Genomic DNA, 24,769 nt, shown 5'->3' with positions numbered 1-24,769 from the left:
GTGTTTTTTGATTGATCTCTCTTTATTTAAATGATAAATATACGGGAATAGAAATGCAGAAATGTCGCAGACACACAACAGAAATAATATAGAAAAAAATTGAATACAACCTTACCGTCAGCTCACGAATAAAGAAAAAAGTACCAGCCAGTACCAGAACAGAGAGAGAATCTATATAACTGTATTGCTTCCTCTTTCTGCTCCGTTACCAACCTTCTATCAGATCCGCTACTCCATCTGATAAATCTCACAAATCCTCTCCCTAAGCCCCGAATACCGTCTCTGCTCCATCTCATTATCCACCATGGCCTGGAACACCTCCGGCACTCCCACCAGACAGACACAGGCCCTGGCCCGCGTCACCGCGGTGTAAATTAAGTTCCGCGTCATCAGCATCTTCGGTCCGCTGAAAATGGGAATCACCACGGCGGGATACTCGCTTCCCTGAGATTTGTGGATGGTGATGGCATAGGCCAGCTCCAGTTCCTCCATCTGTTTGAAGCTGTATTCCACCATACGGCCCTCGTCGAACTCCACGGTAACCAGCTCCGCAAATAAGTTGATCTCACGGATGATTCCGATATCCCCGTTGTAGATTCCGGTTCCCTTGTCCACAGGGATCCCGTATTTATTCCGGACTTCCCACTCGATGTTGTAATTGTTCTTGATCTGCATGACCTTGTCGCCCACACGGAAGGTCACGCCACCGCTCTCCTTCTCCAGCTTGCTCTTATCCGGCGGATTTAGGTATTCCTGCAGGATGGTGTTAAGCCGTTCCACGCCCAGCGCGCCTTTCCGCATGGGAGTCATGATCTGGATATCGTAGGGGTCTGCGCCCACATACCCCGGCAGCTTCTTCTGTACCAGGGTAATCATGGCGTTGATGATCATATTGGGGTCATCACGCTTGATAAACAGGAAGTCATTGCTCTTCTTTCCGAGGGGAACCGTCTCACCTGCATTGATCTTATGGGCGTTGACGACAATATCACTCTGGCTCGCCTGCCGGAAGATTCTGGTCAACATAACTACGTTAAAACAGCCTGCCTCGATGACGTCCTTCAGCACATTACCGGGGCCGACGCTGGGCAGCTGGTTCACGTCCCCCACCAGGATCAGTCTGGTTCCCGGATTGACCGCCTTTAACAGCGACTGCATCAGATGGATATCCACCATGGAAGTCTCGTCGATGATGACGGCGTCCGCGTCCAGGGGATTCTCCTCATTTCTCTCGAAATGCATGCCGATGGAACGCTCGTCCCCCGGCATACCGGAGATCTCCAGCAGCCGGTGTATGGTTCTGGCCTCATAACCGGTGGCCTCGGTCATCCGCTTCGCCGCCCGGCCTGTCGGCGCTGCCAGAAGGATCTCCATCTCCTCACTCTCAAAATACCGGATAATGGTGTTGATCGTCGTCGTCTTTCCAGTTCCTGGTCCGCCCGTGATGATAAGAAGGCCGCTGTTTACTGCCTCCACCACAGCCTGCACCTGTTTTTCGTCCAGCTCGATCGACTCTTCCTTCTGAATCTGAAGCAGCTTCTTTCTGATCTTCTCTTCCGGCTCCCGTCCCCTGATATTTAAATCGTGGAGCATCCGCGCCACGCCCATCTCCATGTAGTAATACTGGGAGGCATAGACAACACGGACGCCCTCCGACTCCCGGATCACCAGACGCTTGTCGATCTGCATGTCCATCAGGTGTTTTTCGATGGATTCCGGTTCTACCCGCAGGAGCTCCGATGCCTGGGAGAGGAGGTCCGTCTCCGGTAAGTACGTATGGCCGTTGCCAGTGGCCTGAAGAAGCGTATAGAGAACGCCGGATTTAATGCGGAAATCCGAATCTGTGAAGATTCCCACCCGCTTGGCAATCTCATCCGCCATCTTGAAGCCCACGCCAGCGATATCGTCCGCCAGCTGATATGGATTTTCTTTGATAACCGTATAAAGCCTGGGGCCATATTCCTGATAGATTTTCACGGCCAGGCTCATGGAAATGCCGTATTCCTGGAGGAACATCATGGCCTGGCGCATCTCCTTCTTCTCTTCCACCTGCTCGGAGATCGCCATGGCCATCTTCTCGCTGATCCCCTTCACTTCGGATAATCGCTCCGGTTCTTCCTCCATAATACGGAAAGTATCTGCCTTAAAACGCCGGACAATCCGGGCCGCCAGCGCGGCTCCGATTCCCTTTACGGCGCCGGATCCCAGGTAACGCTCCATGGCCGCCGTATCCTCGGGAGCCTTGATCTCGTAGGTTTCCACCGTCATCTGTTCCCCATAGACCGGATGCTCGGTCATAGGGCCGGTGGCTTCCACCATCTCGCCCTCGCTGATATAATGGAAATTGCCGACCAGAGTGTATTCCTCTCCTTCGTCCGTAAGGCTCAAGACCGTATAGCCATTTTCTTCATTGCGATATTTAATTCGTTCTACAAATCCGCAGACCGTCGCCATGGTCTTCCCCCTTTGTCGTCATAGAAAAAATACAGAAAGCAGGCAGTCACAAAACAAGCCCTGCCGGAATCCTATGATCCGCCAGGGTTGTCCTGCAACTATCCTGCTCAAATGGTTAAAATTCAGATTTACCGCCGTCATGGGTGAACTCGATAAACTTTCCTGTACCAATCGCAACTGCCGTAAGCGGATCTTCCGCGATCATGGTATTGATTCCCGTCTTTTCCTCGATCAGAGAATCCAGGCCGGAAAGCAGGGAACCGCCGCCCGTAAGAACAATGCCGCGGTCAAAGATATCGGCAGCCAGTTCCGGCGGAGTTCTCTCAAGTACGTTGTGCACGGCGTCCACGATCTGCATCGCCGGTTCTTTCAATGCATCCAGAGTCTCATCGGAGGTAACGACAATCGTCTTCGGGAGACCGGTAACCAGGTTACGGCCTCTTACTTCCATAGTCAGAACTTCCGGTCTGCGGTAAGCAGCACCGATATTAATCTTAATCTCCTCTGCGGTTCTCTCACCGATCAGAAGATTGTGTTTTTTGCGCATATAACGGACCAGCGCCTCATCGAAATCATCACCGGCCACCTTGATGGACGTACTCACTACCGTACCGCCCAGGGAAATAACGGCGATATCGGAGGTACCTCCGCCGATATCTACGATCATGTTTCCGCAGGCCTTGGCGATATCGATGCCTGCGCCGATGGCAGCCGCAACCGGCTCTTCGATAATCGATACTTCTCTGGCGCCCGCCTGATACGTAGCGTCCTCTACCGCCTTCTTCTCAACCTCTGTGGCTCCGCTTGGAATGCAGACGCTGATTCTCGGCTTTCTCAGTGTTTTCTTGCCTACTGCCTTGTTGATGAAATATTTTAACATCTTCTCCGTTACGGTATAATCGGAGATAACGCCCTGGCGAAGCGGTCTGACTGCGACGATGTTGCCCGGCGTTCTGCCGATCATCAGTCTTGCCTCTTCCCCGATTGCCTTGATTTTATTCGTGTCACGGTCGATTGCAACTACGGAAGGTTCTTTTAACACAACACCCTTCCCTTTAATATACACAAGTATGCTGGCGGTACCTAAGTCGATACCGATATCATTGGACATCATAATTTATTTCCTCCTGTTCGCTTAAACGGTTCCCAGAGTTTCCTTTATCTGTATTTCAAATTCGGGTTACTGGCCCTAATAGTTAAATTTCGTTTATCTCCCTTATTATATACAATAACAACCTGTTTTTAAAGGGTTTTTTTTATTTTTATTATGTTTATGGTTTTTTTATGTCCAATACACACTTTGGTCACAATTTCCCCGTATACTGAGAATACGTTATCCGAGAGGATAGCGGGCCTTTGTTTCAAGTAACTTACTTGAAATCACAAAGCTTTTTCATACTCATACCGGATGGTCATAAGATCATCCGGCCCCCCTAAAGATTAGTTCCCGCTTCGATCCCCCTCGGAGCGGGAATTTTGTCTGTATAAAGGAATTCGGGAATGAATGAAAAAGGACGTTCGGGGAGCAGGGCATAAGAAAAAGAAACATAAGAATAGCATACCCGGTTTTTACGAAATAATTTTAAATAAATACTTCATAAAGTTATAACCTTTTTTATTATTTCTTAATGGAAAGTCCACAGATTGCACACAAATTCCTGATATTATATAACTAATCACAAAACAGTGATTAACACAAAGCTTTTTCATACTCATACCGGATGATCCAAAAAATCATCCGGCCCCCCTAAAGACATTATCCTAATTTATTATACCTACCATTCCCAATAGTTTAAAGAAGCAGCCGCCTGGAACAAGGCGGCTGCTTCTTTATTATCATCCATCCCTCCCGGCGCCCTGCCGGGAAGGAACGGAATATCAATTTCTTCTATGACAGCTTCAGCGCCCACTCCCGGCAATCCCATACCTTTGTCGCCACGCCCTCATAAAACTCGGGCTCATGGCAGATTAAGAGGATACTTCCCCGGTACTCCTTCAATGCGCGTTTCAGTTCTTCCTTCGCCTCCACGTCCAAATGGTTGGTCGGCTCGTCCAGCAGAAGCACGTTCGTTTCCCGGTTAATGAGTTTACATAATCTCACCTTTGCCTGCTCACCTCCGCTCAGGACACGGACCTGGCTCTCGATGTGCTTGGTCGTCAGGCCGCACTTGGCCAGGGCGGAGCGGACCTGGTACTGAGTATAGGCCGGGAATTCCTTCCAGATCTCCTCGATACACGTCGTCTTGTTGCCGGGCGCCATCTCCTGCTCGAAATAGCCGATCGACAGGTAGTCGCCAAGCGTCACCTTTCCGTCCAGCGGCGGTACCAGTCCCAGAATGCTCTTTAAGAGCGTCGTCTTACCGATTCCGTTGGCGCCGACCAATACGATCTTTTCCCCGCGCTCCATACGGACGTTTAGCGGTCTCGACAGCGGTTCGTCGTAACCGATTATCAGATCGGTGGTCTCGAAGATCGTCTTTCCCGCGGTTCTCGCCTCCAGGAAATGAAATTCCGGCTTCGGTTTCTCCCGCGCCAGCTCGATGACATCCATCTTGTCCAGCTTCTTTTGTCTGGACATGGCCATGTTCCTGGTTGACACCCGGGCCTTGTTGCGCGCCACGAAGTCTTCCAGCTCCGCAATCTCCTGCTGCTGGCGCTTATAAGCCGCCTCCAGCTGCGCCTTCTTCACGGCATGGACTTCCACAAACTTATCGTAGTCTCCCACATAGCGGTCCAGACTCTGATTTTCCATATGATAGATGATATTCACCACGCTGTTCAAAAATGGAATATCGTGAGATATCAGAATAAAGGCGTTTTCATACTCTAATAGGTAACGTTTCAGCCACTCGATGTGCTGTTCGTCTAAATAGTTGGTCGGCTCGTCCAGTAGCAGGATGTCCGGTTTTTCCAGAAGCAGTTTTCCCAGCAGAACCTTGGTCCTCTGGCCTCCGGAGAGCTCGGTGACGTCCTTATCAATGCCGATATCCGTAAGCCCCAGGGCCCGGGCCACCTCTTCCACCTTGGAGTCTATAATATAGAAATCGTGGGCCATCAGAAGGTCCTGGATCGTTCCCAGTTCTTCCATCATGGTCTCCATCTCTTCCTCTCCCGCTTCGCCCATGCGGTCACAGATCTCATTCATCTGTTCTTCCATCTGAAACAGAAATGCAAACGCGGACTTTAACACATCCCGTATCGTCATTCCCTTTTCAAGAACCGTATGCTGATCCAGATAACCGACACGGACGCGCTTCGCCCATTCAACCTTACCTTCGTCAGGCTGAAGCTTTCCGGTAATAATATTCATAAATGTGGATTTGCCTTCGCCGTTGGCTCCGATTAAGCCGATGTGCTCTCCCTTTAAGAGACGGAACGACACGTCGCTAAAGATGGCCCGGTCTCCAAATCCATGTGTCAGATGTTCAACGTTTAATATGCTCATTCGTAAACTCCTCAATCTTCTTATTCTTTACCCATTTTACATGACAACCGCCGTTCTGGCAAGGGGAAAGAGCGCGCTTAGTTTTGGGTTGTAAAATTCGACAAAAACGTTTATGATATAGTATAGATCGTTAAGTCGATAATTTTAAACGAAAGGATTTTACTTATGTACATATACACCTGGTATCAATGGCTCCTCTTTTTCTTCATTTACTGCTTCATAGGCTGGATCATTGAATCCACATACGTTTCCCTAAAATGCGGCCATTTCGTAAACCGCGGTTTCTTACGCCTTCCGCTCCTCCCGTTATATGGAAGCGGGGCCATCATCATGCTCTGGGTCTCCCTGCCGTTCCAGGATAACCTGTTCCTTGTTTTTCTGTCCGGAATGATCGGCGCATCCGCACTGGAATACGTCACCGGCTGGACCATGGAGCGCCTGTTTAAAATGAAATACTGGGACTACACCAACAATCCCTTCAATATTAACGGCTATATCTGCCTGGGCACCTCCATTGCCTGGGGCTTTCTGACCATTGTGCTGACAGAATTTATTCACCGCCCCGTGGAAACCGTGGTACTGGATTTAAACCCCATCGTGTGCATCGTCTTATGCGGCATTATCGGAGCCCTGTTTGTGGCCGACACGGTGGAATCCACGAAAGAGGCCCTCGATCTGGGCCGCGTGCTGGAGTCCATGACAAAGATGAAGGCAGAACTGGAGGAGATCCAGGTGCAGATGGCTCTCTTAAAGGCAGAAACCGCGGACAAACTCTCCGATCTGCGTGACGAGCAGATTCAGCGGGCGGCCAACCTAAAGGGCGAAGCCGCTGTAAAGATCACCACCTTGAAAGCAGAAACTGCCATGCGTACAGAAGAGACCATAAACGCATTAAAGGAAAGTGCGGAACGGGGCCTCGAGGCCGCTTCCCTCTTCAAGGAGACTGCAGGCAAGGCAGTCCCCGACTTATCCTCACTGAGTGAACGTCTCCAGTCCCTCACAGAAAACCGGGACAAGCTATCCAAACATCTGGGCTTCTACCGCAAGGGCCTCTTAAGAGGAAACCCGACCGCCTCCTCCAGACAGTTTGGAGAGGCGTTAAAGGAATTAAAGGAACGTCTGAAAAACTAAATAGCAAAAAACAGAGTGGAATAGACTGGAAAAAACAGAGCAGAAACATCGGCTCTGTTTTTTTTGTATCATGAATGCTGCTAAATTTTTTTGTTCTTTCTCTTTACAAACAGATCAGAGTATGGTATTCTCTTTTTATAGACCGACAGTCAGTCGGTAATGAATCGTAAAAGGAGACGGCACAATGAGAACGGTAAAAGAACCTGAGATACGTAAAAATGAAATTCTGGATGCGGCAGATACACTTTTCGCCCAGAAAGGCTTTGACAATACCAGTACCGGCGATATTTTAGAGATGGTCGGAATCGCGAGAGGAACCCTGTACTACCATTTTAAATCAAAAGAGGATATTCTGGATGCCCTGATCGACCGGTATAACAGACAGATCCTGAGTGCGGCGCAGGAGGCCGCGTCCGACAGCAGTCTCACCGCCAGAGAACGTCTGATCCGCACAATACTGGCGCTGAATGTCAGCCAAAAGGGCGGTCAGGAGCTGAAGGAGCAGATGCACCGGCCGCAGAACGCGCTGATGCACCAGAAGACACAGATGGCGGTATTAAACGGCGTCACTCCGATTCTGACGGGGTTAATCCGGGAAGGCGCGGAGGCCGGATACTTTCAGACTCCCTATCCAAGGGAGTGTGTGGAGATGATTATGGTCTACAGCAACGTCTTCTTCGACGATGCCACGGAAACCTCAGAGGAACTGAGAGACGAGCGGACGCAGGCGCTTATCTTCAATATAGAACGGCTGCTGGGAGCAGAGACCGGGAGTCTTGCATCGGATCTCATGCGGGTGTTTGGCAGCAGAAAGGTCGAGCGGAATGAAGCAGACAACTAATTTTAATAAATTTCTTCTCCTCTGGACAGGAGAACTGGTTTCCGCCATCGGAAGCGGACTCACCTCCTTCGGGCTGGGCGTATATGTCTTTCAGCAGACAGGTATGGCCTCCGCCACGGCACTCGTCACACTGCTGGCCTTTGCGCCGGGACTGATTCTGGGCGTTCCTGCCGGGGTTCTGGCAGACCGTTACGACCGCAGGCTCTTAATGATTCTGGGCGACGGCCTGTCCGCGCTGGGACTCCTTTTCATCCTGTTCTGCCTCTCTAAGGGGGAGGCCGCGTTGTGGCAGATCTGTGTGGGCGTTACCATAAGTTCTGTGTTTTCCTCGCTTCTCGATCCCGCCTACAAGGCCACGGTGACCGACTTACTGACGCCGGAACAGTATACGAAGGCCAGCGGTCTGGTGGGTGTCGCAGGATCTGCGAAATACCTGATTTCTCCGGTACTTGCAGGCCTGCTGCTCACTATCTCCGATATTCGTCTTCTGCTTCTCTTAGACACCGCTACCTTTTTCTTAACAGTTACTGCGACGCTGGTCGTCCGGAAAGGGATCGACTCCAGGAAGACAATGGAGAAAAAATCCTTTACCAGAGAATTTTCGGAAGGATGGAATGCCATCACGCAGAAGAAGGGCGTGCTGGTGCTGGTTATTCTGTCTTCTGCCATCACATTTTTCTTAGGCTTTATCCAGACGCTTTTCGGCCCGATGATCCTGGGCTTCGCAGACAGCACTGTCCTCGGCGTTTCCGAGACCATCTGCGCCTCGGGCATGCTCATCTCCAGTCTGGTGATCGGGACGGTCAGTTTGAAGAAAAACCGCGTGGTCATCCTGTCTGCCGCCCTCTTTGCAGCGGGAATCTTCATGGCCGGTTTTGGAATCCGGGAAAACATCGTTGTTATCTGCATCTTTGGATTTCTTTTCTTCTCCTCCCTGCCTTTTGCAAACGCAGCGCTGGATTTTCTCGTCCGCACGAACATTGCCGATGATTTCCAGGGAAGAGCCTGGGGGCTGATCGGTGTCCTGTCACAGCTGGGATACGTGGCCGCTTATGCAATTTCCGGCATTCTGGCAGACGGTACCGGCGCGCTGTTTTCCATCGGCTCCGGGAGAGGTTCCGGTCTCCTGATCGTCGCAGCCGGTCTTTTCCTGGCCGCCATATCCTTTCTGCCCTGCCGGATCAAATCCGTGAGGGCTCTTGAAGAAACGAGGTAAGTTATGAACTATTGCCGCATCATCCGTAACGATATCAGAAAAAGCCGGCTCACCACCATGATCACTACCCTGTTTGTGGCGCTGGCCGCCATGCTCGTCTCCCTGGCCGTTATTCTGGCTCTGAACCTTGCGGGCGCCCTGGACCGGCTGATGGTGCAGGCAGAGACACCCCATTTCATGCAGATGCACTCCGGCCCGCTGGATGCTGAGCCCTTAAACCGTTTTGCCTCACACCATGAGGCAGTTGACCGGTATCAAATTCTGGGGTTTTTAAATATTGACAACGGGGAGATTGAACTGAACGGCCAATCCCTGATCAGCAGTACGCAGGACAACGGTATTTCCACTCAGAGCGGTGCGTTTGATTACCTTCTGGACCTGGATGGAGCCGTCATCACCCCTGCCGTAGGGGATATCTACGTTCCGGTCTGCTATATGCAGGAAGCTGCCATGAAGACCGGCGACACCGTCTCCGTCTGCGGAATTCCGTTTCGCGCAGCCGGATTTCTGCGGGATTCACAGATGAATTCCATGCTCTCTTCCTCCAAACGCTTCCTCGTAAGTCCCCAGGATTTTGAGCGGCTGAGAGACCTCGGAACCATGGAACATCTAATTGAGTTCCGTTTAAAAGATTTATCGGCCCTGGACGCCTTTGCCGCTGATTATATGGCCGCCGGGCTTCCTTCCAACGGTCCGGCCGTCACATACCCACTGTTTCGCATGCTGGGCGCCTTATCCGACGGCATGATGATCGCCGTGATCCTGCTTCTCGGATTCCTGACCGTAATGATCGCCTTCTTATGCATTCGTTTTACGCTCCTGGCCCAGTTGGAGTCCGACTGCCGGGAACTGGGCGTGATGAAGGCGATCGGCCTGCGCGTCTCCGACATAAAGAAACTGTATCTCGCCAAATATGCGGCGATTGCCGCGGCCGGATGTACGGCAGGCATCATTCTGTCATTCCTGCTTAAAAACCTTCTCCTTCAGAATATCCGTCTAAACATGGGAACCGGCGGAAACGGCCCGGCCGCCTTCTTCCTCGCACCGGCGGGCGTTTTGATCGTATTTTTTGCCATTCTGCTTTATGTAAACGGAGTTTTGGGACGTTTACATAAAATATCCGCCTCCGAGGCCATGCGGCGCGGTACCGGACCGATGGCTTCCGGCGGCGCCGGCCGGATGGCTCTGAGCCACAGCCATTTTTCCAATGTCAGCATCTTCCTGGGAATCCGGGATGTACTCCTGCAAAAGAAGCTGTACGGCGTCAATTTTATCGTACTTCTCTTTGCGGCATTTCTCCTTGTGATTCCCATCAATCTGTATACCACCATGTCGTCCAGGGGCTTCGTCACCTACATGGGAATCGGTAACTGTGATCTGCGGATCGATCTGCGCCAGTCAGACCATTTGGCAGAAGACGCCGCCCGGATCGCCCGGGAGATGGAACAGGACGCCTCCATTCTCCGCCATACTTCGCTGATTACCAAGGCATTTCAGGTGGAAACGCCGGACGGTACCGTTAGTAATCTCCTGACAGAGCTGGGGGATCACCGGGTATTTCCTGTTTCCTACGTAAAAGGGCAGGCCCCTGTCTCCCCCGATGAGATCGCCCTCTCTGCCATGAACGCCGAAGAGCTGGGCAAGAACCCGGGCGACAGCCTCACACTGATTACCGGCAGCGGTACACAGACCATGACGGTATGCGGAATCTATTCCGACATCACCAACGGAGGAAAAACGGCGAAGGCCTCCTTCCCGGCGGATTCAGACGATACGGTATGGGCCGTCATCTATGCCGGACTGAAGGATCCCTCGATGCTCTCACAGACTGTCCGTGAATATGGGGACACATTTCACGATACGAAAGTCACGGATATCCGCGATTACGTCGCCCAGACTTACGGACCAACGCTTAACTCCATCCGCATGGCGGCCATCGCTGCGGCTGCGGTGGCTCTTGCGCTCACCGGTCTGATTACACTGCTGTTTGTCAACATGCTGACCGCAAAGGACCGCTACTCCATCGCCGTGATGAAGGCCTCCGGGTTCACGGCCGGGGACATCCGGCTGCAGTATATAAGCCGTTTCGTACTCGTATCCGTGTGTGGAGTCTTTGCCGGAATCCTTCTGGCCAATACTGTAGGCGGGGCATTGGCCAGCCTGGTGCTCTCCGGTTTCGGCGCCCCCTCCTTCCGCTTTGCGGTAAACCCTCTCCTGTCCTGTCTGCTCTGCCCGCTTCTCATGATCTACACCGCGGTCTCCGCCTCACTTGCCGGCACAAAGGGAATAAAGAAGATCACAATAGCTGAATATGGAAAGGAATAGCATGGAAAGGTATAACATAGAAAGGTATAACATGGAAGAAATCATACACGCCAAAAATATCATCAAATCGTTTCACGAGGGATCCCAAAACCAGCGCATCCTGGATGGTATCAGCCTGTCGGTCCGCGAGGGCGAATTTATCTCGGTGATGGGTCCCTCAGGTTCTGGAAAATCGACGCTTCTCTTCGCACTGAGCGGTATGGACCGCATCGACAGCGGCAGCGTATCCTTCTGCGGCAGCGAACTGTCCGCCTGCACGGAAAACCAGCTGGCAGACCTTCGCCGGACACAGATGGGCTTCGTCTTCCAGCAGCCCACTCTGCTGAAGAATTTAAACATTCTGGACAATATCATCCTCCCATCCCTGCGGGATAAAAAGAAGGATGTCTCCCGGATCACCGAAAAGGCAAGATCACTCATGAAGGAGACCGGAATCGGGGAGCTGGAGGACAGGGATATCTCCCGTGCCTCGGGCGGACAGCTCCAGCGCGCCGGAATCTGCCGCGCCCTCATGAATGACCCAAGAATCCTGTTTGGCGATGAACCCACCGGCGCCTTAAACTCAAAATCCGCCCAGGAGATTATGGATATATTTACGGAAATCAACGCACAGGGAACCGCAGTCATGCTGGTAACGCACGATGCCAGGATCGCAGCCCGCACGGAGCGCGTCCTGTTCCTGTGTGACGGCAGAATCGTACGCGAGGCTCATTTCCCCAAATATACCGGGAAAGATATGGAGCAGCGGATGGAAAAGATCATGGAACTTATGAAAGAAGCCGGGATATAACCGGCCTAGCCTCTTATGCATATTAAAAAGGAAAGCATCATCCATGATATAAAAATCACTGGTGATACTTCCCTTTTTATTCCATTACTTATTTCGTCTTCATGAAACGCAGTTCCCTACATCATGGAATCCACCATGGCCATCACCGCTTCACCCAGCTTCGCAGATTTCTCATCCGCATCCGCAAGGGAAGTTCCCTTGATCCCATAGTAGAACTTGATCTTCGGCTCTGTGCCGGATGGCCTTACACACAGCCATGCATCATCGGTCAGATCGTAATAGAGAACGTTTGACTCCGGAAGTCCGGTCGGTTTTACTTCGCCGTTTTCCATATCCTTAATGGTATCCAGCTTATAGTCCCTGGCAGAGACCGTCCTGTATCCGCCCACTTCGGTTGGTGTGTTGTTTCTTAATGTATCCATGATGGCCTGGATCTTTGCCTGGCCCTCGATTCCCTTCAGTCCGATGGACTTGACGGCGTCTTTATAGTAGCCGTACTTCTCATAGATGGCAATCATGGCATCCCATAAGGTCATGCCCTTCATCTTATAATAAGCGGCTGCCTCACAGAGCGCTACCGTAGCGGAAATCGCGTCTTTATCACGGGCATACGTACCGATCAGACAGCCGTAGCTCTCCTCCAGACCGAATAAATACGTTCCGTATCCCGTATTCTCTTCTTTTAAAATCTGCTGGCCGATATACTTAAATCCGGTCAGAACCTCAATCAGCTCGCATCCGTAGGACTTCGCCACCGCGTCAACCAGATTGGTGGTAACGATGGACTTCACCACCTGTCCATCCTCCGGAATGGCACCGCGCTCCTTCTTCTGGCTCAGCACATATTCACATAACAGGGAACCTGACATGTTGCCTGTAAGCGGAATGTAGTCGCCGGACTTCGCATCTTTTACGTAAACGCCGAGACGGTCTGCATCCGGATCGGTCGCCAGCACTAAATCGGCGTCCTTCTCCTTTGCCAGAGCGAGGCCCAGTTCAAAGGCTTCCTCTGCCTCCGGGTTCGGATAGCTGACGGTCGGGAAGTCTCCATCCGGAAGCTCCTGCTCCGGAACCACATATACGTGGCTGAAGCCGATCTCAGCCAGCGCTCTCCTGGCCGGAATGTTGCCTGTGCCGTGGAGTGGAGTATATACAATCTGGATGCTGTCCTGCATCTTGTCGATCGCTTCCTGATTCACTACCTGGGCTTTTACCTGCGCGATGTATTTATCATCAATGGCTTCGCCGATGATCTCGTACTTGCCTGCTGCCTTTGCGGATTCCACATCGGTGGTCTTTACCGTGGAAAGGTCTGTGATCGCCAGAACCTCCGCGGTTACTCCCTTGTCGTGAGGCGGGGTAAACTGTGCGCCGTCCTCCCAGTAAACTTTGTATCCGTTATACTCAGGCGGGTTGTGGCTTGCGGTGATGTTGATACCGGCGATACAGCCCAGTTCCCTGACTGCGAAGGAAAGTTCAGGAGTCGGACGCAGGGATTCAAACTTATAGGCCTTAATGCCGTTGGCCGCCAGAGTAAGGGCCGCTTCCTCTGCAAATTCCGGAGACATATGTCTGGAATCGTAAGCGATAGCCACGCCTTTATCGGCGCCGCCCTGCTTGATAATATGATTGGCAAGCCCCTGGGTTGCCCTGCGGACCACATAAATATTCATACGGTTGATTCCCGCGCCGATGATGCCGCGCAGGCCTGCCGTGCCAAATTCCAGATCCTGGTAAAACCTTTCTTTAATTTCATTCTCGTCCTCTTTAATGGACCGGAGTTCTTCTTTCGTAGCCTCATCGAAGTATGGATTAGCCAGCCATTCTTCATAAATACTCTTATAGTCTTTCATAAAACACAATACTCCTTTCTCTCCATTCTGTTATCAACATTATAAATCATAACAGCTTAAAAGGAAAGCGAAATTGTGTTATTTAATTCTGGAAAGGAACTCATTGCGAAGCGGCTGCTGCAATTCCAGGTCCTTCAATTTCTCGATATTTCTGGCCGGAATCCAGGCTTTGTTCGCATTGTAGTAGAAATTGATCTGTTTCCAGTATTTTTCCGGATACAAAAACAGATAGTAAAGGCAGGTCCTGTCTGTGTCCGAAAGCGGAAGGATTTTGGAATACGTTTCCAGCATGGAGGTGCCGAGTTTTAAACTCCAGTCATGCTTCTCCATGGCCTTTCTCATAAAATGGTACAGGTCTTCCATCTGCATTCCCAGATGCATGCGGTTAAATTCCACCACGGCCACGTCCCTGGGACACATCAGGATATGATGCTGGTTTAAGTCTCCGTGACACAGATAGCATTCCTCATCTCCGTGATACGCACAGAATTCCTTCATGCCAAGTCTGGCGTCCTTGGCCTGCTCGTAGAACATATCGTAGTTTCCTATGACGCAGAGTTCAAACTCCGTCTTTTTTCTCTTGTTTCGGATAAAGGAACGCGCCCTTATAAGCTCCCGGTTATGGCGCTCCATCTCATCTCCCGGAAGCTGCACGAGAATAGAACCGAGATTCCACTCTTCCTTGAATTCGATCTCTCGCAACATTTTATGTAAACTGGCAATCTGCGTAATGGCTCTGAGGACTTCTTTGTCGTCTTTTAAATTACACTCTTTGTCGGCATACCAGTCTTTTACGATCCATCTCGTCCCGTCATCCGCGCTGGAAAGCAGTTCGCCCTCACGGTTTCTCACATAACGGTCCACAAAAGGGTGCCAGGCCTCTTCCAGCTGTGTAAACACCTGGTCTTCGAAATCCAGCCGTTTTATGGTCCCTTTATATTCTCTGAGAAGCTTCAGGCCCTGGTTTGTCTCACACAGCCAGGCGCCGCGGCCGCGTCTCACATCCAGAATTTCAAGCTCATACTGCGAAAGCACCTCTGTGTATTTCTCTATCACAACCACCCCTCCAACTCTTAGCTCATCGGCTACTTCTAGGGTATGAGTGGCGGAACGGAAATATACGTGAAAAAAGAAAGTTTGGCCCCTGCTTCCGCTGCTGTTTTTACACAGCCGCGGCCGCAGGGGCCAAACTCCTTCTCATGATTCCTTTATCCCATTTTCCAGTCCGGCGGCGCGCAGCAGATACGCTCTCTCGTTGCACTCCGGACGCTCCAGCACCTGTTCCATCAGCGCATTCAGCGTCTTTCCAAGCGCTGGTCCCGGCTTCATGCCGGCCGCCATCAGATCGCGGCCATCTACGGCCAGATCCTTTAAATTCACCGGGTCTCCGGCCCCGCGGATCTCCTCCGCCAGTGCCTTAACCGTCTCTAACGTCTCTCCATAGCCTTCGCCTACTTCTCCGGCAAATACCGTCTGGAAGCAGAGCAGGCTGTCGAAGAGATCGCCGGGAATCTGGTTCATCACCCGCCGGATCGCCGGTTTTTCAGCGGCGATCGGCGTCCTCCACCGGGATACAAGTATTTTTACCCGATCCATGGTGTCACAGTCCATCTTCAGATCCCGCAGTATGTCTGCCGCCGTCTCCCCCTGCTCCCTGCGGAGGAAGCCGGCCCATCTCATATATTTTACAGCAGGAAGACATCCCAGCGGACGCAGCTCGCCTTTGCTCAGCACGGCTGCCTTAAAAAATGGCTCCGAGATATAGCGGGAAGCCCCGGTGTCGGATACTCTCTTCATCTTCTCCGGATGGCCGGACAGCAGCAGCTTCGTAAGCTCCGTCGCGATACGCTCTTTGCTCACCTTTTCCAGGTTGGGCGCGATCAGGGAAATCGCCTCGTATGTCTCGTCCTCAATCCGGAAATCGAGCTGTGCGGAAAACCGGACTGCCCTCAAGATTCGGAGTGCATCCTCCGTAAAGCGGTTCACGGCGCTCCCAACGCACCGGATCACCCGGTTCTCTAAATCCTCCATACCGCCAAATGCATCCACCAGCCCCTCGCGGCCGTTGTAAGCCATGGCGTTGATGGTGAAATCGCGGCGTTTTAAGTCTTCTAAAAGGCTGGTGGTAAAATCTACGGACTTCGGATGGCGCCCATCCTCATACTCACCGTCCACCCGGTACGTGGTCACTTCATAGCCCTGCCGGTTAAGCATCACCGTAACCGTGCCGTGCTGGATCCCCGTATCGATCGTCCGGCTGAAAATGGCCTTTACTTCCTCTGGCTTCGCCGAGGTGGTGATATCCCAGTCCTCCGGCTCTTTACCCAGCAGGCTGTCGCGGACGCACCCGCCCACGACATACGCCTCAAATCCGTGCTCATTCAGTTTTTCAATGATCTGCTCCGCGTCCGCCGGAACCCGCATTTCTATCCCCATGCCATCATCTCATTTCTATATTAGTTTCAATCCACCAGCCTTACGGTTGAATCGATACAAGCATTAATATGCGCGGCCCCAGTATACCATCTTCGCCGCCGGCTTTCCGCAGCAGATACACGTATCGGAAAGTTTCTCCTGCTTAAATGGCATACAGCGTGAAGTCGCTCCTGTCAGTTCCTTGATCTTGTCTTCACATTCCTGGCATCCGCACCACATGGCTTTTACGAAGCCCGGTTTCTCTTCAATCGTCTTTGTAAATGTATCAAAATCAGTCGCCTCATACGTATGGGCCTCACGGTGTGCCAGTGCGCGCTCGTACATATCGCGCTGGATGGTATCGAGCAGTTCTCCAACCTTCTGACCGATCTCATCCAGGGAAACGGCGGTCTTCTCGTGGGTATCACGGCGAACCAGAATGGCCTGGCCTGCCTCAATATCCTTCGGTCCGATCTCCACGCGGACCGGAATACCGCGCATCTCAGATTCAGCGAATTTCCATCCCGGGCTCTTGTCGGTGTCATCCACCTTCACACGGTATCCGGACAGCACGGATTTGATCTCGGCCGCCTTCTCCAGAACGCCTTCCTTCGACTGCTGGATCGGAACAATCATCACCTGAACCGGTGCGATTCTCGGAGGCAGCACGAGGCCGTTGTCATCGCCGTGTACCATGATGATGCCGCCGATCAGACGGGTGCTCATGCCCCAGGAGGTCTGGTGTACGTACTGCAGCTTGTTTTCTTTATCAGAATACTGGATTTCGAAGGCTTTTGCAAATCCATCGCCAAAGTTATGGCTCGTTCCGGACTGAAGTGCCTTGCCGTCGTGCATCAGCGCCTCGATCGTGTAGGTAGCTTCTGCTCCGGCGAATTTCTCCTTGTCGGTCTTCTGGCCGCGGATAACCGGCATGGCCAGGACTTCCTCACAGAAATCGGCGTAGAGATTTAACATCTGCTCGGTTCTTGCCTGCGCGTCCTCTGCTGTGGCATGAGCCGTATGGCCCTCCTGCCATAAGAACTCGCGGGAACGTAAGAACGGTCTCGTCGTCTTCTCCCAGCGCACAACGGAACACCACTGGTTATATACCTTCGGCAGATCGCGGTAAGACTGAATGTCCCTCGCGTAAAAATCACAGAACAGAGTCTCTGAAGTCGGTCTCACACAGAGGCGCTCTGCAAGCGGCTCCAGACCGCCATAGGTCACCCATGCCACCTCCGGCGCGAACCCTTCAACATGATCCTTTTCCTTCTCGAGAAGACTCTCCGGAATAAACATCGGCATGTATACATTTTCCACGCCAACCTCTTTAAATCTTCCGTCCAGTTCCTTCTGGATATTCTCCCAGATCGCATAACCGGCCGGTTTGATGACCATACAGCCCTTTACGCTGGAATAGTCGATGAGTTCCGCTTTCTTCACCACATCGGTATACCACTGGGCGAAGTCCACATCCATTGATGTGATTGCTTCTACTAACTTTTTGTCCTTTGCCATAACAATTCTCCTTTACCTCTTAAATTTACGTATTTTCCTGTCAATAGAGTCCGGCAGGCCGGACTCCTGCGCCGGAGCGCGGCTGCTTCAGCACGGAGGGCGCATCCCGTGAAACAAAAAAGAGCCGCCGATCCCCAGACAAGGGACCGAACAGCTCGGTGGTACCACCCAATTTAGCCACAATCGTGACTCACTTGTATCTCCGATAACGCCGGATATGCGCCGCAGTTTGCTGCGGGACTCCAAGGCAGGTTGGGCGACCAGGGGCATGAAGGTCTTCCACCAGTGACCCTCTCTCTGGAATGCATCATCGCTTACTAATCCTCTTCCACGTCTGAAACGTATGTTGTTATGTTAGCTTGTATGGTTGATTTTACGCTATTTGGATTTCTTTGTCAAGGGGAGATCAGAACTTGCCCCTGCTGATTTTCATGCACCGTTGACTGAACCGCATCTATAAAAGCAGCTGGATCCAGAAAACGCTCCCCGGAATCATTTTCGTAAGCCGTCTGCCGCATGAGATCCAACAGCTCCTGGCCTGTCAGCGATGGATTTACCTGCCAGCCCAGAGCCAGGACGCCTGTCCCATAAGGAATTGCCCAGCTATGTCCGCCTGACGCGTCATAGCTGTAAGAATACTCACCTTCACTGGAGACCTCTGCCGTGGTGCGGTATCCCACCGGGGTTCCCAGGGCCTGCACAGGACATTCCAAAAAATCACCGTCAGGCGTTCCGATTTTGCTCGCCGTAATATCATCCCGTTGATCGAAATCAAAAAAGCTGGGCCAGAATACACAGGTATCATAGTCCGCTCTGCAGTCCAATACCAAGATACCGGCCTCCCGGGCCCGTTTCACCGCCTCGTCCCACACCTCAGGATGATCAAAATATTCCGTGTTTGTGAGGTCTGCTGATACACTGACAGCACGAATTTTTTCAGACTCCGGCAGTGTTTTATTCTGCTCGATCATCCAGTCCAGCGCCTGGCCTGCCATTTCCGATGCGTTTCTGTCCCAGAATTTGATTGCTGCATAGTACAGCCTGACATCCGGGGCTGTTCCGATGGAGTTCCCCGCAAGCAGACTTGTTACCGCAGGGCCATGCATCGAACTGGGGCGGTCTTTTTCGGTCAATCCCACGGTATAGTACTCTTCAATCTTGCCTGCATACTCTGGATGTCCGGGCAGTAAGGGCTGGTCAATGATTGCCACTGTCACGTTTTTACCTGTAATTCCCCGGTCATGAAGTTCCTGCACATGCAGTCCGGGATTTTTTCCAGTTTCCATAATCTCGGCCGCAAGCGCTTCGTTTCCCTCAAAAAGCGTATTTTGATTAAACCAGTATGTAATCATATCCGCCGGAACATACTCACCGGAACGCAGTGTATTGACTTCATCAAACCCACGCACATCCGAATAGGGAGCCAATACCTCAATGGTCCCGGTACTCGTTTCAGGTATGGAGGCGATCGGCGGCTCAGTCTGACTGCCGCTTCCGCTCTGCCCTGTATTAGGGGCACAGGAACAGAGAAAGAACAGGGAAAATACGATCATTGCCATCCTCTTTTTCATTTTACTTCTAACCTCCTTCGTCTTCTTCGCTGATTACCCCACCCTCGTTCCGTTCGGAACAGGTTTTTCGGGCATCGCAAGAACTGGTACGATTCCGTCCTCATAACCAATGTCCCACAGCATTCCATGGGACTCGATGCCAAACATCTCTCTCGGCGCCAGATTCACAACAAACAACGCCTGTTTCCCTTCTACTTCTCCTGGATTCTCCCGTTCTTTTTTCAGTCCGACGAGAATTGTCCTCTTAAATGTACCGAAATCCACGGTCAGCTTTACCAATTTATCTGATTTCGGTACGTCTTCCACCAGTTCGATCGTCCCCACCCTGATATCAACTTTTTCCAAATCACTCATCTTGATTTCTGCTTTTATATTTTCCATGACACGCTCTATGCTTTCTTCATAAATATTTGATTTATTATTCCATACCATTTTCACGGAAGGTGACACACAACACGGGGATACGCCTATATCTCCGCAAGCAGATACAGGCATCTGACCGCATTTCTGATCACTTCGTCCGGGAACTCATATTCTGGCGTGTGAAGGTCCGGACAGTCTTCACCGGCTCCTATGCCGAAATACATGCCCTGGCATTTCTTTAAATACCATCCGAAATCCTCAGACCAGCGGAATGGGGCGGCGGCTTCGAGGCAGGGGATTCCTTCCTGCTCGAAAAGCATCCGGCTCATGTCTGTGATCTCAGGGGTGTTTACGGTATCACAGGAAATTGTCTCCCTCCTCATAACCGCAGTACCCAGCGGATAGCCTGGGAGATTGTGATAGCCGTAGACTCTGTCCGCGCCCAGTTCTTCTAATAATCTGCTGCATGGATTTCCGCCTTCTCCGGTCTCCTCGGCAGGCTGGAAGAGGAAGCAGAGATTCTTTTGAAAAACCCGCCCCTCCGTCAGGAGGCAGAGCCCCGCCAGAATGGCGCTGTGGCCGTCGTGGCCGCATCCGTGATAAGGAATGTTACCGGCGCCTTTTATGGCGTCCATGTCCGCGCAGAAGACAACGGTTTCCTCAGCGCCGTTTTCCTGATGGAGGGCGTAGAACCAGCCGCCGCGGTCTGTGACCGAAAGGGAGGTGTGTTCTCTGATAAACGTTTTTAACACTTCCATAGTCCTTCGTTCCTGGCCGGACAGTTCCGGGATTTTGTGGAGTTCTCTGCGGAGCGCCTTTATTTTTTCGAAGGTCTCATCGTCAAGAGCGCTGTGGCTTCCTGTACTGCCGCATTCTTTATCCCCCAGCGGCTTTTCGCTTATAATCCGCTCGGACTCCTGCCTGACCAGATCACGTAAACGTCTGGTGTATTCTGACATGTTCGATATGTCATCGCCATATGTAAGATTCAGCTCATATTCCAGAGGGAGCCATGTGTCCGCGCCCGCCTCGTTATGCTGAATCAGGGTCTCGATCTTGTCCAGAGCCTTGGTGAGTCTTGCCTCCTTCGTCTGAAGCGCCTCCATCTCGTCGAAAAGGCCATTAAGCCTGCATGCCAGATTATCGGGGAGGGAACCAGTCATGGTCCGAATGACGGCGCTCTCCGTCTCTTCATCTGCACCGCCTTTTATAAAGGCAGGAATATCCCCGGTAATGGCCTCGCCCCAGTCGTGGATCAGACACATGTTCACCACCCGGTCCATGTCCAGCTCCGGGAATTCATCCTTCAGCAGAAATGCCATAACCGCCAGACGCCAGCTGTGCTCTGCTACGCTCTCCCTCCTGCCGGAGGTGGTCCAGTTATGGCGGGTATTGCATTTTAGTTTTTCCAATATTCCTAAAAATTCGATCAATTTCTCCGGCTCCATTGCTGCCTCCATTTCTGCCATGGCATCGCTGCCCCGGCACGCCTGTTGAGATTCTTATATGGAACCAGTATACCACTAGCCGCCGTACAGTTCCACCAGATCTTCAATAATCAGGAGTCCGATCGGCCCCAGGATAAAGCCCAGAAGGCCGAACAGCTGAAGTCCCACATACATGGAGATCAGCGTTTCAAGCGGTGTCAGGCCAACCTTGTCTGCCATGATTTTGGCCTCCATCACCTGACGGAGGAAGTAGCAGATAATATAGATGACAAAGAGGCCGATTCCGTAGAGCCAGTCTCCATTTACCAGGCGAAACAGAGCCCAGGGGATCAGTACCGTTCCCGTGCCGAAGATGGGAAGCGCGTCGAGAAGGCCAATTCCGATTCCCAGAAGCAGGCTGTACTGATTGCCCATAAGGAAAAGGCCTGCAGTGCAGATGCACATGGTCAGGAACATGATGCTTCCCTGTGTCTTCAGCCATGCACTGCCTACCATGGTCAGCCTGCTGCCCAGCAGGGCAAATTCGTGGCGGAAAATGGAATTGTCACGGCGCATCCGAATATCCTCCATCTCCTGAAGGGAGAGGATGGTGGCGATAAACAGAATAATGGTCATGACCGTAACCTCCACGAAACAGCGCACGACGGTCATGGAATTTACCATTAAAAACGGCATGGCGGCATCCTTCATGGCCTTCCCGCCGCCGACCAGCATCTCACGCAGCATTTTCACCAGAAAGCCCCTGGGAAGGCGGAAGAGATTCTCGGTAAAGAAGCAGCATCCGGTCAGCCAGCGGTCGAGGCTGTTAATCATCTGCGGAAGGTTGTCGAAGAACAAATTCGCCTCCATACACAGCTTTCTCCCGCCATAATACAGAAGCGTGCCGAACAGCGCCATCAGGATGATGATCTGGACGCCGCCGATAAGTGCCAGGGGCAGATGGACTTCTTTCCGTTTTAATGTAAACCTGCATTTCTTTTCCAGCCATACGGCGGAAGGGCGAAGTGCCAGGGCAAATATATATGCAATCAAAAAGGGAATCACCAGGGGCAGCAGATACTTAAAGCTTGCATAAACTGCCCCCGTAACTCCCAGTATTAAAAAAGTTTTCTTCAGTTTCCTACTCGGTTTCTCCATGGACTCACCTGTTTCTGTTTTGTACTTCTTTTGTACAAAATCTAGTATGAGCCGCAGGGCAGTAAATTATTCGGACTTGCTCCTGCCAAAATTTATCCAATTTTGTGATTTTCGATGTAGTATTTTTTCTTATTCGCCGAACCGCCCTCTACGACACAGAAATCCAGCAGATCGCCGACCTCCGTGTACAGCACCAGCGATTCCAGTGTCCTGGCCACGGTAGAACGGTTGATGACCTGTTCCCGGTCCGAAAACGGTGCGTACTGCCGGTTGATCCTATCCGCGATCTGCGAGATCGTCAGCGGCTGCTCCTTTGATCCATGTTGTTTTAATATATTTACAATCACCAGCGGAAATAAAACCTGATGCATGATACTCATCCTCCTGTTGAGGCTTAAAGATCATGCGGTCCCTGCCGCGGGACTGGATATCCGCCGCACGTTCTTTAAGCGATCGTCTGCTGCAACGCAAAAAAGCCTGTAGTTATCATAACTGACAGGCGCGCTGCTGTAATATCGCTCACGTAGTACGACGGTTTCCATTTCGTTTTCCATTCCTTTCTTCCTATTATAAAATACTTCAAACGGAAAAGGAGGGATTCGAACCCCCGGTGCCTGACGGCACAATACTTTAGCAAAGTATCATCTTAATCCTCTCGATCACTTTTCCAAATCTTGAATTTCCCCTTTTTCCGAAGCGCGTCGGCTCCCGTCTCGCTTCGTTTGACGAAAAATGGATGCGGCAGGACTCGAACCTGCGTTGTTTCCGATGTGAGAGATTTACAGTCTCCTGCCCTCGCCGCTGGGCTTACGCATCCTCAAATATTACGTTTCAGTCTTTCTTTCTGTTGTCTATGGTCTGTTGTCTATGGTCATACTTTACCACACCGAACAATGCAAATTTGCATTACTTTAAAGATTTTTGAAATTATTTTTTATAGTATGGCGGATATCCTGCTGCACACAAAAAAGGAACCGCCGGGCAGCGATTCCTCCGATATCATTACATTTTACATTCAAAATGTCTAAACGGATTTCACGATAAACCATATCCCGACTGCATGGATTCCCTCTTATATTGTACGCCAAAAGCTTCACTGCAGTAAGTCTCTGCACTGAAGGTATCGCTGCAATATTCATAAGTGAATGCATGAGCTGGTCTGTTCATCGCTGTTATCCTCATAAAAACGTTTATCGCCGCAATCGGCAGAAGCGTTTTTGATTTCGTTTATTTTCGTTTTACTTCATCAGTGTATCACAGGGGATGCAGTCTGTCAAATGTTGTCTGTGGTCTGTCTTCTGCCTAAAGCCTCATCGGCTTGAAAACCATCTCCCCGTCCTCCCATTCCACACAAGCCAGATACGCGTGCCGGTTCGGATCATACAGCGGATCTCCCGTGATCTCATCGTACTGCCGGGCGTGAAATACCATGATATCCCGGCCATTCTCATCGACAGTGAAGGAATTATGGCCGGGACCGTACAGTCCGGCCGTTTCATCAGTCACAAGTACCGGCAGACGTTCCTTGGTCCAGCTGGCGGGGTCGAGAAGGTCACTGTCCTCTTCGGCGCTCAGTAAGCCCATGCAGTATTCCGCGCCTGTGGCGCTGGCCGAATACGTCATGCAGATGCGTCCGTTCCGCCGAATAACCGCCGGCCCCTCATTGACCCAGAAATCAACCCGCTCCCAGTCGTAATCCGGGGACGACAGGAGAACCTGCTTCGTCGCCAGACTATGCGGGGACTTCATCCTGGCAATATAGAGATTGGAAATTTTCTTTCCCACGCTCACCTTTTCCGCCCAGACACAGTACCACGCGCCGTACGAAGCAAAGACGGTCATATCCAGGGAAAAATCCTGAAAGGAAAAATCATCTGCGGCCTCCATCATCCCCAATTCCTGCCAGGGACCTTCCATGGGATCCTCCGCCCTGCACTCCAGCACATACGGCCGGATGGCCCAGACATCCTCTGCAGCGCCCGCAGCAAAGTAGAGATACCAGGCGTCTCCGATCCGGTGAAGCTCCGGCGCCCAGATGTGGGCGCTCATCTCACCGCTTTCATGTTTTTTCCATACCGTTTTCTCGGGAGCCTCCCGAAGCCCCATAAGGGAATCCGACTTTCTCAATATTATTCTGTCGTACTCCGGAACGCTGGCCGTAAAGTAATACGTGCCGTCGTCGTGGCGCGTCACATACGGGTCTGCCCGGTTACTGATAAACGGGACATTTTCCGGAGTCTTTTTATAGTTAAACTGATTCAT

Annotated in this window: 19 protein-coding genes, 2 tRNA genes and 1 other annotated feature; of the genes, 5 read left to right on the top strand and 16 right to left on the bottom strand. The window is 51.6% G+C overall.

Going from position 1 to position 24,769, the window contains the following annotated elements; all coding sequences use genetic code 11:
* Positions 1-228 precede the first annotated feature (228 nt).
* The 4 genes from recD2 to H8S80_RS13195 all read right to left on the bottom strand — a co-directional run bounded on the left by recD2 (position 229) and on the right by H8S80_RS13195 (position 5,899).
* Entirely contained in the window at positions 229-2,454 is a 2,226-nt protein-coding gene (gene recD2, locus H8S80_RS13210) for an SF1B family DNA helicase RecD2 (RefSeq protein ID WP_025530049.1), read from the bottom strand.
* A gap of 115 nt (positions 2,455-2,569) precedes the next feature.
* Positions 2,570-3,568, bottom strand: coding sequence for a rod shape-determining protein (locus H8S80_RS13205; RefSeq protein WP_002601794.1), 999 nt, complete (start codon positions 3,566-3,568; stop codon positions 2,570-2,572).
* Positions 3,569-4,229: 661 nt separating this feature from the next.
* Positions 4,230-4,379, bottom strand: a complete 150-nt coding sequence (locus tag H8S80_RS13200; protein ID WP_181987914.1) for a hypothetical protein — start codon at positions 4,377-4,379, stop codon at positions 4,230-4,232.
* Positions 4,343-5,899, bottom strand: a complete 1,557-nt coding sequence (locus H8S80_RS13195) for an ABC-F family ATP-binding cassette domain-containing protein (RefSeq protein WP_002601802.1) — start codon at positions 5,897-5,899, stop codon at positions 4,343-4,345. Before H8S80_RS13195 ends, H8S80_RS13200 begins: the two co-directional genes overlap by 37 nt.
* Positions 5,900-6,064: 165 nt before the next feature.
* On the opposite strand from H8S80_RS13195, the gene H8S80_RS13190 reads away from it, so the two are divergent.
* From H8S80_RS13190 to H8S80_RS13170, 5 genes are all read left to right on the top strand, one after another.
* Positions 6,065-7,030, top strand: coding sequence for a putative ABC transporter permease (locus H8S80_RS13190; RefSeq protein ID WP_110322934.1), 966 nt, complete (start codon positions 6,065-6,067; stop codon positions 7,028-7,030).
* 184 nt (positions 7,031-7,214) lie between these two features.
* Complete coding sequence (locus tag H8S80_RS13185) at positions 7,215-7,871, top strand: TetR/AcrR family transcriptional regulator (protein ID WP_117631210.1); 657 nt, start codon at positions 7,215-7,217, stop codon at positions 7,869-7,871.
* Positions 7,855-9,087, top strand: coding sequence for an MFS transporter (locus tag H8S80_RS13180; protein ID WP_117631209.1), 1,233 nt, complete (start codon positions 7,855-7,857; stop codon positions 9,085-9,087). Before H8S80_RS13185 ends, H8S80_RS13180 begins: the two co-directional genes overlap by 17 nt.
* A gap of 3 nt (positions 9,088-9,090) precedes the next feature.
* Positions 9,091-11,412, top strand: coding sequence for an FtsX-like permease family protein (locus H8S80_RS13175; protein WP_117631207.1), 2,322 nt, complete (start codon positions 9,091-9,093; stop codon positions 11,410-11,412).
* A gap of 31 nt (positions 11,413-11,443) precedes the next feature.
* Entirely contained in the window at positions 11,444-12,202 is a 759-nt protein-coding gene (locus tag H8S80_RS13170; RefSeq protein WP_117631316.1) for an ABC transporter ATP-binding protein, read from the top strand.
* 116 nt (positions 12,203-12,318) lie between these two features.
* Here the strand turns inward: H8S80_RS13170 and H8S80_RS13165 are convergent, their stop codons facing one another.
* The 12 genes from H8S80_RS13165 to H8S80_RS13110 all read right to left on the bottom strand — a co-directional run bounded on the left by H8S80_RS13165 (position 12,319) and on the right by H8S80_RS13110 (position 24,769).
* A complete protein-coding gene (locus H8S80_RS13165; protein ID WP_002601808.1) occupies positions 12,319-14,055 on the bottom strand; it encodes a phospho-sugar mutase in 1,737 nt (578 codons plus the stop codon).
* Positions 14,056-14,133: 78 nt separating this feature from the next.
* Positions 14,134-15,111: a protein kinase family protein gene (locus tag H8S80_RS13160; RefSeq protein ID WP_002601809.1), complete on the bottom strand. Its 978-nt coding sequence runs from the start codon at positions 15,109-15,111 to the stop codon at positions 14,134-14,136.
* A 141-nt stretch (positions 15,112-15,252) separates the two neighbouring features.
* Positions 15,253-16,485, bottom strand: coding sequence for a CCA tRNA nucleotidyltransferase (locus H8S80_RS13155; protein WP_181987919.1), 1,233 nt, complete (start codon positions 16,483-16,485; stop codon positions 15,253-15,255).
* A gap of 69 nt (positions 16,486-16,554) precedes the next feature.
* Complete coding sequence (proS, locus tag H8S80_RS13150) at positions 16,555-17,988, bottom strand: proline--tRNA ligase (protein WP_117631203.1); 1,434 nt, start codon at positions 17,986-17,988, stop codon at positions 16,555-16,557.
* 138 nt (positions 17,989-18,126) lie between these two features.
* Positions 18,127-18,328 (bottom strand) — a binding site (T-box leader).
* Positions 18,329-18,383: 55 nt separating this feature from the next.
* Complete coding sequence (locus tag H8S80_RS13145) at positions 18,384-19,559, bottom strand: S8 family serine peptidase (protein ID WP_117631201.1); 1,176 nt, start codon at positions 19,557-19,559, stop codon at positions 18,384-18,386.
* A 33-nt stretch (positions 19,560-19,592) separates the two neighbouring features.
* Positions 19,593-19,913, bottom strand: a complete 321-nt coding sequence (locus H8S80_RS13140; protein WP_242840513.1) for a tRNA-binding protein — start codon at positions 19,911-19,913, stop codon at positions 19,593-19,595.
* 113 nt (positions 19,914-20,026) lie between these two features.
* The gene (locus H8S80_RS13135; protein ID WP_243007879.1) at positions 20,027-21,391 is read right to left on the bottom strand and encodes a M20/M25/M40 family metallo-hydrolase; all 1,365 of its coding nucleotides are present in this window, start codon (positions 21,389-21,391) and stop codon (positions 20,027-20,029) included.
* 54 nt (positions 21,392-21,445) lie between these two features.
* A complete protein-coding gene (locus H8S80_RS13130) occupies positions 21,446-22,507 on the bottom strand; it encodes an AI-2E family transporter (protein WP_002601815.1) in 1,062 nt (353 codons plus the stop codon).
* 92 nt (positions 22,508-22,599) lie between these two features.
* The gene (locus H8S80_RS13125; protein ID WP_002601816.1) at positions 22,600-22,878 is read right to left on the bottom strand and encodes a hypothetical protein; all 279 of its coding nucleotides are present in this window, start codon (positions 22,876-22,878) and stop codon (positions 22,600-22,602) included.
* 213 nt (positions 22,879-23,091) lie between these two features.
* Positions 23,092-23,176 (bottom strand) — tRNA-Ser (locus H8S80_RS13120).
* A gap of 64 nt (positions 23,177-23,240) precedes the next feature.
* A tRNA-Tyr gene (locus tag H8S80_RS13115) sits at positions 23,241-23,324 on the bottom strand.
* A gap of 485 nt (positions 23,325-23,809) precedes the next feature.
* On the bottom strand, positions 23,810-24,769 hold the full coding sequence (locus H8S80_RS13110) for a family 43 glycosylhydrolase (protein WP_117631197.1): 960 nt from the start codon (positions 24,767-24,769) through the stop codon (positions 23,810-23,812).

Source organism: Hungatella sp. L36 (assembly GCF_014288035.1).
Note: the sequence above shows the minus strand (reverse complement) of the source record. Positions and strands in the feature narration are given on the sequence as shown.

Bases quoted from the DNA above. Each gene is read 5' to 3' on its own strand.
- recD2 (WP_025530049.1), bottom strand. From the start codon at position 2,454: ATGGCGACGGTCTGCGGATTTGTAGAACGAATTAAATATCGCAATGAA.
- H8S80_RS13205 (WP_002601794.1), bottom strand. From the start codon at position 3,568: ATGATGTCCAATGATATCGGTATCGACTTAGGTACCGCCAGCATACTT.
- H8S80_RS13200 (WP_181987914.1), bottom strand. From the start codon at position 4,379: ATGGGATTGCCGGGAGTGGGCGCTGAAGCTGTCATAGAAGAAATTGAT.
- H8S80_RS13195 (WP_002601802.1), bottom strand. From the start codon at position 5,899: ATGAGCATATTAAACGTTGAACATCTGACACATGGATTTGGAGACCGG.
- H8S80_RS13190 (WP_110322934.1), top strand. From the start codon at position 6,065: ATGTACATATACACCTGGTATCAATGGCTCCTCTTTTTCTTCATTTAC.
- H8S80_RS13185 (WP_117631210.1), top strand. From the start codon at position 7,215: ATGAGAACGGTAAAAGAACCTGAGATACGTAAAAATGAAATTCTGGAT.
- H8S80_RS13180 (WP_117631209.1), top strand. From the start codon at position 7,855: ATGAAGCAGACAACTAATTTTAATAAATTTCTTCTCCTCTGGACAGGA.
- H8S80_RS13175 (WP_117631207.1), top strand. From the start codon at position 9,091: ATGAACTATTGCCGCATCATCCGTAACGATATCAGAAAAAGCCGGCTC.
- H8S80_RS13170 (WP_117631316.1), top strand. From the start codon at position 11,444: ATGGAAGAAATCATACACGCCAAAAATATCATCAAATCGTTTCACGAG.
- H8S80_RS13165 (WP_002601808.1), bottom strand. From the start codon at position 14,055: ATGAAAGACTATAAGAGTATTTATGAAGAATGGCTGGCTAATCCATAC.
- proS (WP_117631203.1), bottom strand. From the start codon at position 17,988: ATGGCAAAGGACAAAAAGTTAGTAGAAGCAATCACATCAATGGATGTG.
- H8S80_RS13145 (WP_117631201.1), bottom strand. From the start codon at position 19,559: ATGAAAAAGAGGATGGCAATGATCGTATTTTCCCTGTTCTTTCTCTGT.
- H8S80_RS13140 (WP_242840513.1), bottom strand. From the start codon at position 19,913: ATGAGTGATTTGGAAAAAGTTGATATCAGGGTGGGGACGATCGAACTG.
- H8S80_RS13135 (WP_243007879.1), bottom strand. From the start codon at position 21,391: ATGGCAGAAATGGAGGCAGCAATGGAGCCGGAGAAATTGATCGAATTT.
- H8S80_RS13130 (WP_002601815.1), bottom strand. From the start codon at position 22,507: ATGGAGAAACCGAGTAGGAAACTGAAGAAAACTTTTTTAATACTGGGA.
- H8S80_RS13125 (WP_002601816.1), bottom strand. From the start codon at position 22,878: ATGCATCAGGTTTTATTTCCGCTGGTGATTGTAAATATATTAAAACAA.
- H8S80_RS13110 (WP_117631197.1), bottom strand. From the start codon at position 24,769: ATGAATCAGTTTAACTATAAAAAGACTCCGGAAAATGTCCCGTTTATC.